The organism is Streptomyces sp. NPDC006393, from assembly GCF_040628575.1.
Classification (GTDB): domain Bacteria; phylum Actinomycetota; class Actinomycetes; order Streptomycetales; family Streptomycetaceae; genus Streptomyces.
On the sequence record NZ_JBEXZD010000004.1, the window covers coordinates 90,153 to 98,598 of the forward strand.

Below are 8,446 nucleotides of genomic sequence, written 5' to 3' on the forward strand. Positions count from 1 at the left end.
CCTTCGCACGGAGGGAGCAAGAGGAGGGACGACAGGGAACACCCGTGCCGAAAGAATCGAAAACCAGGCCGGAAACCCCACGATGGAGTGAAGTCACGCTGGATCGCTGTCCGTTCACTCTCAGTGCGTAATCCTTGCGGGGTCCCAAGCAGTCATCCCTGGGGGTCCCACACCGTGAACGGCCACACCTTCCGTCTGCCCGCGCGCCGTTGCGCCACCGCCGCCGCGGCCACCGTCCTGGCCGCCGGCCCGGTGACGCTGGCCGGCGCGGGCTCCGCCCACGCGACCGCCGACCACGGCCGCGCGAGCGCGTCCGTCCTGCGCACCGGCCTCGACGTCTCCCTGCTCAACAAGACGGTGCACGTCCCGCTCGCCGTCTCCCTCAACGAGGTCCAGGCGCCGCGCAGCGCCGAACAGACGGCGCTCACCGCCCGTCTCGACGGCGTGAACGGCGGAAAGCCGTTCAGCGTCCTGCGCGCGGACGTGGCGAAGTCGGCCGCGACGACCTCCGCGACCAGGGCCGAGGGCACCGTGACCCTCGCCCACGCCCGCATCCACGTCCCCGGCCTCCGCCTGCTCTCCCTCATCGAGGTCGACCAGGTCACCTCCCGCGCGACCTGCGAGGCGGGCAAGCCCCCGGTGGCGACGAGCAACGTCCTGGGCTCCGTGACGGTGCTCGGCAAGAGGGTGACGCTCACCCCCGGCGGTCCCACCGTCGTTCAGGTCCCGGGCGTCGGAGAGGTCCGCCTGGACCTCTCCCACCGCGAGACCACCTCCCGCACGGCCGCGGCGACGGCCCTCCGACTGAAGGTCTCCGTCAACCCCCTGAAGCTCAACGTCGCCGAGGTCGAGGGCACGTTGACCCTCGCCAGGACGACGTGCGAGACCCCGACGCCCGCCGAGCAGCCATCGACGCCCGCCACACCCCCCGCCCCCGACACCAAGCCCCAGGGCGCCCCCGCCGCCAAGCCCGAGCAGGACCAGGACCTCGCGGAAACAGGAGGCAGTTCCCTGACCCCGTACCTGGCAGGCGGCTCGGCCGTGCTGCTGGCAGCGGGCGGGGGAGCGGTGGCGTTCGCGCGTCGGCGCAGGGGCCGGGGCTAAGCCTGGAGGGGAGGCGGACGGTTGGGGGGCAGGCGGGGACGCGAGCTCGCAGCCACGGTGGGGGCGCAGCGGCGAAGGCAGGAAGGGGGCGGGGGCCTGTTTCCCTACCGACTCGGGCGGGCGGGTGGGCGAAGAACCTCAGACAGCGCCGTAAGAAACCCGTCTACCACCCCCCGCCCCCGCACCGCGACCCGCAGCCACTCGTCCCCCAGCCCTGGAAACGTGTCCCCGCGCCGCACCGCGTACCCCCGCTCGCGCAGCCGGCGCCGTACGTCCGCCGCCCCCGGCAGCCGCACCAGCACGAAGGGGCCCTCGGCCGGCTCCACCACCCGCACTCCGTGGGCCGCCAACGCACCCAGGTCCGCGACCAGGTGGGCCCGGTCCGCCGCGATGCGGTGGGCCGCCGCTTCCGCCTCCGCCAGGGCGTGCGGCTGCATGCACGCCTCCGCCGCCGCGAGTGCCGGGGTGGACACCGGCCACAGCGGCTGGGCGCGCTCCAGTGCGGTGACGGTCTCCGGGTCGGACAGGACGTAGCCGATGCGCAGGCCCGCCAGGCCCCAGGTCTTCGTCAGGCTGCGTAGCACCACCAGGCCGGGTACGTCCGTCCGGCCGGCCAGCGTCTCCCGTTCGCCCGGTACGGCGTCCATGAAGGCCTCGTCGACGATCAGCACGCGCCCGGGGCGGGCCAGGCGGGCGATCGTGGCCGCCGGGTGCAGTACCGACGTCGGGTTCGTCGGGTTGCCGATCACGACCAGGTCCGCGTCCTCGGGGACGGACGAGGGGTCGAGGCGGAAACCGTTCGCAGCGTGGAGCAGTACGCGGTCCACCGTGTGGCCCGCGGCCCGCAGCGCCGCCTCCGGCTCCGTGAACTGCGGGTGGACGACCACCGGTCGCCGTACCTTCAGGGCGCGCGCCAGGAGGACGAACGCCTCCGCCGCCCCCGCCGTCAGCAGCACCCGGTCCACCGGCAGCCCGTGCCGCGCCGCCACCGCCGCCCGTGCCGTCCGGCCGTCCGGATAGGAGGCCAGACCGGCGAGCGACGCGGCGATCCGGTCCCGCAGCCAGGCCGGGGGAGTGTCCGCGCGGACGTTCACCGCGAGGTCGACCAGCGCCGCCCCGTCGTCCCGCACCTCCGCGTCCCCGTGGTGCCGCAGGTCGTGAGCGTCGTGTGCGTCCCCGTACGAGCTCTCAGTGCGCATGCGAGTGGGAGTGCCCTCCGTGATGATGATGGTGGTGCCCGTGGCCGTGCCCGGTGCCGTCGTCGTCCGGGTGGAAGTGCGGCTGCTGCGGCAGCCCCACCTTGTCCTCGAAGCCCGGCAGGGCGATGCGGTACACGCACGAGTCGCAGTTCATCCGCAGATCGCCCTTCACCGCCTCCTCGTACCGTTCCAGCACCAGATCCAGCAGCTCCGGCTCGGGGCCGATGACGTCCGCGGACCGCACCTCGACCTCCGGGTGCGCCGCCGCCCACTCCCGCGTCTGCTGCCGCACCCGGTCCGGGAGGATCCCCGTGAACAGGAAGTACGGCAGGACCACGATCCGTCGTGCGCCGAGCTTCGCGCACCGCTCCAGACCGCTCGGCACGTCCGGTGCGGCCAGCGACACGAACGCCGTCTCCACGCCCGCGTATCCGCGCCCCTCCCACAGCAGCCGCGCCGCCTTGAACACCTCGGCGTTGGCGTCGGGATCGGTCGAGCCGCGCCCCACCAGCAGCACCGTCACGTCCGACCGGTCCGCGGGGCCGCCCTCCAGCGCCTCCTCCAGCCGCCGCTCCAGCACCCGCAGCAGCGAGGGGTGCGGGCCCAGCGGACGGCCGTAGGTGTACGAGATCCCCGGGTGCCGTTCCTTCTCGCGGGCCAGCGCCGCCGGGATGTCGCCCTTGGCGTGCCCGGCGGACACCAGCATCAGCGGGACGGCCGCGAACCGGCGCACACCTCGCGCCACCATGCCGGCGACCGCGTCGCCCAGCGGTGGCGGGGACAGCTCGATGAAGCCGCCGGCGACGGGCACGTCGGTCAGGCGGTGCTGCAACCGCCGGACGAAGTCGCGGAACGCCTCGGCCCCGGCGTCGTCCCGGGTGCCGTGACCGGCGATGAGCAGGGCGGGCGGCGGGGTGGTCACGATTGCTCCTCAAAGTGTGAAACGGGGTGGTACAGCAGGGCGTTCAGCGCGGCGGCGGCGACCGCCGAACCGCCCTTCTCGGACACGTTGCTCACGGCGGGCAGCCCGCTCTCACGCAACGCGGCCTTGGACTCGACCGCGCCGACGAAGCCGACGGGCAGCCCGATGACGAGGGCCGGCGCCGCGTCCAGGGTCAGCAGCTCCTCCAGCGCGGTCGGAGCGTTGCCGATCACCCACAGGGCGCCCGGGCCGACCTGCTCGTAGGCGAGCCGGATCGCGTGCGCCGAACGCGTCAGCCCCGGCCCGGACTCGGCGTCCCGCAGCCGGCAGACGGTCTCCCGCCGGGTGATCCCGGCGCCCACCATCTCGACGTCCACCACGACGGGGGCCCCGGCGTGCAGCGCCGCGTGCGCCGTCGCCAACTCACCCTCGTCCATGACGAGATCGTTCGCGTACTCCAGGTCGGCGGCGGAGTGGACGACCCGCTCCACCACCGCCCGGGTCAGCGGCGGGAAGTGCGAGGTGTCCAGGCGGGCGCGCAGCCGCCGGTAGGACTCCTGCTCGATCGGATGGACCACACGGGTCACAGGGTTCACCGGGCGCCCTCCTGCGTGCTCGCGCTCTCCTGCCAGCGGTAGCCGCGCGGGGTCACCATGCGCCCCGCGATGTTCCGGGTCGCGGTGTTGCCCACGGTGACGACCGTCATCATGTCGACCGTCGCCGGGTCAAGTCCGGCCAGCGTCGTCACCCGGCTCGACTCGTCCGGACGGGACGCGTTGCGTACGACGCCGACCGGCGTCGCCGGCTCCCGGTGCTCGGCGAGGATCGCCAGCGCCTTCGGCAGCTGCCAGTCGCGGCCCCGGGAACGCGGGTTGTAGAAGGTGACCACGATGTCCGCCTCGGCCGCGGCCCGCACCCGCCGCTCGATGACCTCCCACGGCGTGTGCAGGTCGGAGAGGCTGATGGACACGTGGTCGTGACCCAGTGGCGCGCCCAGGATCGCCCCGGCCGCCAGCGCCGCCGTCACACCGGGCACGCCGACCACGTCGATGTCGTCCGACGCCTCGGCGAGCGCGGGCGAGGCCATGGCGTACACGCCCGCGTCGCCGCTGCCGATCAGCGCGACCGCGTGCCCGCGCCGGGCCTCGGCGACCGCCGTGCGCGCCCGTTCCTCCTCGGCCCCGAGGCCCGACTCCAGGATCCGGGTGCCCGGGCGCAGCAGGTCGCGGATCTGGTCGACGTACTGGTCGAGCCCCACGAGCACGGAGGCGCGCCGCAGTTCGGCCTTGGCGCGCGGGGTCAGCAGGTCCCGGGCGCCGGGACCGAGCCCGACGACCGCGAGCCGTCCGCGCCCCGGACGCCGTACGACGGCGCAGGTCGCCATGGCCGGCAGCCCGTCGACACGCTCGGACTTCCGCTTCGGCACGAGGAGTTCACCGCCGCGCGCCAGCGCCGCCGCCTCCGCCACGGACGGGGTGCCGACGGCCGCGAGGGGGGCGCCGGACGGGTTGGGCACCTCGACGGCCGCCAGTTCCCCGGCCGGGTACGTCACCAGGGGCACCCCCAGCCGCTCGGCGGCGGTCACGATGCCCGGCTCCCGCGACTTGGCGTCCACGGTGGCGAGTTCGGCCACTGACCTCGGCGAGAGTCGCGCCTCCCGCAGGGCGCTCTCGACGAGACCGAGGACCTCCTCCACCGGAGCGCCCTTGGACGCGCCGACCCCGACCACCAGGGACGGCGGACGCAACAGCACCTCGCGCTCGCCCGGTTCGACGGCCCGGTCGGTCAGCCGGACGGTGTACGACCCCTGCGCCGAGGCCGGCAGCGGCGGCAGCGGCCACGGCACCTCCGCCTCCAGCGCCACCGGTTCGCCGTCGAGCAGGGCGCGGGAGACCACCGCCACCGACCCCTCGTACGGGAACCCGAGCGTGTCCAGCCCCGGCAGCCCCGCAGCGTCCGTCGCCGTCGTCACCACCGGCTCCGCGCCGAGCGACTCGCCCACCTCGCGGGCGAGCTCGTTGGCGCCGCCGCCGTGCCCGCCGACCAGCGACACCGCGAACCGGCCGCCCTCGTCCACGCACACCACACCCGGGTCGGCCGTCTTGTCGCCGAGCAGCGGCGCGATCAGCCGCACCACCGCACCCGTCGCCAGGAAGCACACCAGCTGCTCGCACTCCGCGAACGCGGCCCGCACCGCCTCCCCGACGGGACCCTCGTACACCCGGGTGCGGTCCGGCCACGCCGCGGCCAGCCGGTCCCGCGCCGCCGCCCCCGCCGCGGTGGCGGAAATCAGGCCGATCACTGGAGAACTCCTTCGTCGGAAATTGGGGTTCTGACGCCCCAGAGCAGAAACACAGGATTGGTGGCCGCCAGCCGGGTCACGTCCCCCGGCAGCGGCGCCAGCCGCGACGACTGGAGCAGCACGCCGTCGCACACGAAACCGGCGGAGGTGAGCGCCTCCCGTGCCGCCGGCACCCGGTCCAGCGCGGCCATGGCGACGACCACGGTCCGCCGCGCACGCCGCGCGCACGCGCCGACGATCGCGGGCAGGTCGGCGCCCCCGCCGCCGACGAACACCGCGTCGGGATCCTCCAGGCCGTCCAGGGCGGACGGCGCCGCGCCCCGCACCACACGCACGTCCACGCCGTGGGCCCGCGCGTTCGCACGGACGCGCTCCGCACCGTCCGCCGTCTTCTCGACGGCGACGACGGCCGCGCCGAGCCGCGCGCACTCCACGGCCACCGAGCCCGACCCGGCGCCCACGTCCCACACCAGGTCGCCGAGGCGCGGCCCGAGCCGGGCCAGGGCCAGCGCCCGCACCTCGAACTTGGTGATCATCGAGTCGCGGTGCGCGAACGCGTCCTCGCCCAGCGCCCAACCGGCGGGCAGGTCCGCGGCCCCGGCGACCGTGCGGACCGCACCCAGCGCCCGCGCCTCGTCCAGGCAGACCACCACGCTCACCGCCGGCCCCCAGTCGCGGGCGGCGGCCTCCGCGGGCGTCACCCGCTCCACCCGCTCCCGCTGCGGATCGCCGAGCGCGCTCGCCACGACCAGCACCCGGTCGCCGCAGGTACCTGCCAGCGCGGCCCCCAGCTCGGCCGGCCCGGCGCCCGGCCCGGTCAGCACGGCGACCTTCGGCCGGGCCCGGCAGACGTTGACGGCCGTGCGCAGCTCCCTGCCGTGCGCGCTGACGACCACGGCGTCGTCCCAGGGCAGCCCGATCCGCGCGAAGGCGGCGGCGACGGAGGAGACACCCGGACGGACGTCCAGCCGCCCGGACCCGAACCGCTCGGCCAGCGCCCGCACGATCCCGAAGAACCCGGGGTCGCCGGAGGCGAGCACGACCACGCGCCGCTCCTTGCCGGCGTACTCCTCGATGACGTCGAGGGCGGGCGCCAGCGGCCCCAGCACCACCCGCTCGGCGGTCTCCGGGAGCGGTGCGGCGTCCAGGTGCCGCCGTCCGCCCACGACGAGCTCGGCGCCGCGCAGCACCGCACCGTCGTATGCCGCGCCCGTGCCCGTACCGACGACCGTGATCCTCGAGGTCATGTGCTCGCACCCCGGGCGCGCAGGGCCTTGCGGGCCTCGGGGTCGGCCTTGCGGTAGCCGTGGAAGTGGCCGGGGTGGTAGAGGTGCGAGCGGGTGCCGTGCGCGTCCAGCGCCGGCCCGACCAGGAAGAGGGTGTGCTTCCAGAGCCTGTGCTCCTTGACCGTCTCCTCCAGCGTGCCGATCGTGCACTTGACGACCAGCTCCTCCGGCCAGGTCGCCTGGTACGCCACGACGACCGGTGTGGACGTCGGGTAGCCGCCCTCCAGCAGCTCCCGCACCAGCTGCCCGCTGCGCGCCGCCGACAGGAAGACGGCCATGGTGGTGCCGTGCCGGGCGAACTCGCGCACCTCCTCGCCGGGCGGCATCGGCGTCTTGCCGCCGCCCAGCCGGGTCAGCACGACCGACTGCGCCACCTCGGGAATGGTCAGCTCGCGCTGCGCGAGCGCGGCCACGGCGGAGAAGGACGACACACCGGGCACGACCTCCGTGGCGATCCCGATGCGCGCGCACCGGTCGAGCTGCTCCTGCGTGCCGCCCCACAGCGCCGGGTCGCCGGAGTGGATGCGGGCCACCTTCAGGCCCTCGGCACGGGCCCGCTCGTACACGGCGACGACGTCCTCCAGGGACATGGCCGCCGAGTCCAGGATCTCCGCGCCCTCACGCGCGTGTTCGAGGACCTCCGCCTGGACCAGGCTGGCCGCCCAGATCACGACGTCGGCCTCGGCGATCGCGCGCGCGGCACGGAACGTCAGCAGGTCGGCGGCGCCGGGGCCGGCACCGACGAAGGTCACCTTGCCGGTGGGGGCATCGGCCATGGGGTCGGATCCTCTCGTACGGAATGTCATGGTGTGTGGGGGTGGGAAGACGGCCGGATGTGCGCGATCGGGGGTTGATCGGATAGCAAGGGCGTATGGCGGTCTTCGTCGCGCTCGGCGCGTTCCTGATGACGCTGGCCGGCGGCTGGACGGCACAGCGGGTGACCGACCGTCGCCACCTGGTCCTCGGGCTGGCGGGCGGCCTGATGCTGGGCGTGGTCGGCCTGGACCTGCTGCCGGAGGCGCTGCACGCGGCGGGCCGGGAGGTGTTCGGCGTCCCCGCGGCCCTGCTGCTGTTCGTGGCCGGCTTCCTGATGGCCCACCTGGTCGAGCGGCTGCTGGCCGCACGGCAGGCCGCGCACGGCGGCGAGGAGCGTGATCACCATCGCGCGCCCGAGGTGGGCCTGACGGCCGCCGCGGCGATGGTCGGCCACAGCGCGATGGACGGCCTGGCGATCGGCGCGGCCTTCCAGGTGGGCGGCGGCATGGGCGCGGCCGTGGCGCTCGCCGTGATCGCGCACGACTTCGCCGACGGCTTCAACACCTTCACCCTCACCAGCCTGTACGGCAACGCCCGCCGCAAGGCTCTCGCGATGCTCTTCGCGGACGCCGTCGCGCCCATCGCCGGAGCGGCCGCGTCGGCGTTCCTCACCATCCCGGAGCCGGTCCTCGGCGGCTATCTCGGTCTGTTCGGCGGTGCGCTGCTGTACCTCGCCGCCGCCGAGATCCTGCCCGAGGCCCACCACGAGCACCCGGCCCGCTCCACCCTGCTGTGCACGGTGGCCGGCGCCGCGTTCATCTGGCTGGTGGTCGGCATCTCCGGATGACCGCGCGGCCGGATCGCCGGACGTTCGCGT

8 protein-coding genes are annotated in these 8,446 nt (G+C 74.9%); 2 read left to right on the top strand and 6 right to left on the bottom strand.

The annotated features are described in order from the left end of the window. Positions 1-174: 174 nt before the first annotated feature. The gene (locus ABZ484_RS03450; protein WP_358864216.1) at positions 175-1,104 is read left to right on the top strand and encodes an SCO1860 family LAETG-anchored protein; all 930 of its coding nucleotides are present in this window, start codon (positions 175-177) and stop codon (positions 1,102-1,104) included. Positions 1,105-1,208: 104 nt separating this feature from the next. On the opposite strand, the gene cobC is transcribed toward ABZ484_RS03450, so the two are convergent. Genes cobC through cobM form a run of 6 tightly spaced genes read right to left on the bottom strand, consistent with a single transcriptional unit; the run spans position 1,209 to position 7,589 of the window. Then, complete coding sequence (gene cobC / locus ABZ484_RS03455; protein ID WP_358864217.1) at positions 1,209-2,303, bottom strand: Rv2231c family pyridoxal phosphate-dependent protein CobC; 1,095 nt, start codon at positions 2,301-2,303, stop codon at positions 1,209-1,211. Continuing rightward, complete coding sequence (locus ABZ484_RS03460) at positions 2,293-3,225, bottom strand: sirohydrochlorin chelatase (protein WP_358864218.1); 933 nt, start codon at positions 3,223-3,225, stop codon at positions 2,293-2,295. The genes cobC and ABZ484_RS03460 overlap by 11 nt, the downstream gene beginning before the upstream one ends. Next, a complete protein-coding gene (locus ABZ484_RS03465) occupies positions 3,222-3,812 on the bottom strand; it encodes a precorrin-8X methylmutase (RefSeq protein ID WP_358864276.1) in 591 nt (196 codons plus the stop codon). Before ABZ484_RS03465 ends, ABZ484_RS03460 begins: the two co-directional genes overlap by 4 nt. A gap of 5 nt (positions 3,813-3,817) precedes the next feature. Next, entirely contained in the window at positions 3,818-5,527 is a 1,710-nt protein-coding gene (gene cobJ / locus ABZ484_RS03470; RefSeq protein WP_358864219.1) for a precorrin-3B C(17)-methyltransferase, read from the bottom strand. Beyond that, positions 5,524-6,774, bottom strand: coding sequence for a precorrin-6y C5,15-methyltransferase (decarboxylating) subunit CbiE (cbiE, locus tag ABZ484_RS03475; RefSeq protein WP_358864220.1), 1,251 nt, complete (start codon positions 6,772-6,774; stop codon positions 5,524-5,526). Before cbiE ends, cobJ begins: the two co-directional genes overlap by 4 nt. Further along, a complete protein-coding gene (cobM, locus tag ABZ484_RS03480) occupies positions 6,771-7,589 on the bottom strand; it encodes a precorrin-4 C(11)-methyltransferase (protein ID WP_306183831.1) in 819 nt (272 codons plus the stop codon). Before cobM ends, cbiE begins: the two co-directional genes overlap by 4 nt. A gap of 95 nt (positions 7,590-7,684) precedes the next feature. On the opposite strand from cobM, the gene ABZ484_RS03485 reads away from it, so the two are divergent. Beyond that, positions 7,685-8,416, top strand: a complete 732-nt coding sequence (locus ABZ484_RS03485) for a ZIP family metal transporter (protein ID WP_030180852.1) — start codon at positions 7,685-7,687, stop codon at positions 8,414-8,416. Positions 8,417-8,446 lie beyond the last annotated feature (30 nt).

Bases quoted from the DNA above. Each gene is read 5' to 3' on its own strand.
- cobC (WP_358864217.1), bottom strand. From the start codon at position 2,303: ATGCGCACTGAGAGCTCGTACGGGGACGCACACGACGCTCACGACCTG.
- cbiE (WP_358864220.1), bottom strand. From the start codon at position 6,774: ATGACCTCGAGGATCACGGTCGTCGGTACGGGCACGGGCGCGGCATAC.
- cobM (WP_306183831.1), bottom strand. From the start codon at position 7,589: ATGGCCGATGCCCCCACCGGCAAGGTGACCTTCGTCGGTGCCGGCCCC.
- ABZ484_RS03485 (WP_030180852.1), top strand. From the start codon at position 7,685: ATGGCGGTCTTCGTCGCGCTCGGCGCGTTCCTGATGACGCTGGCCGGC.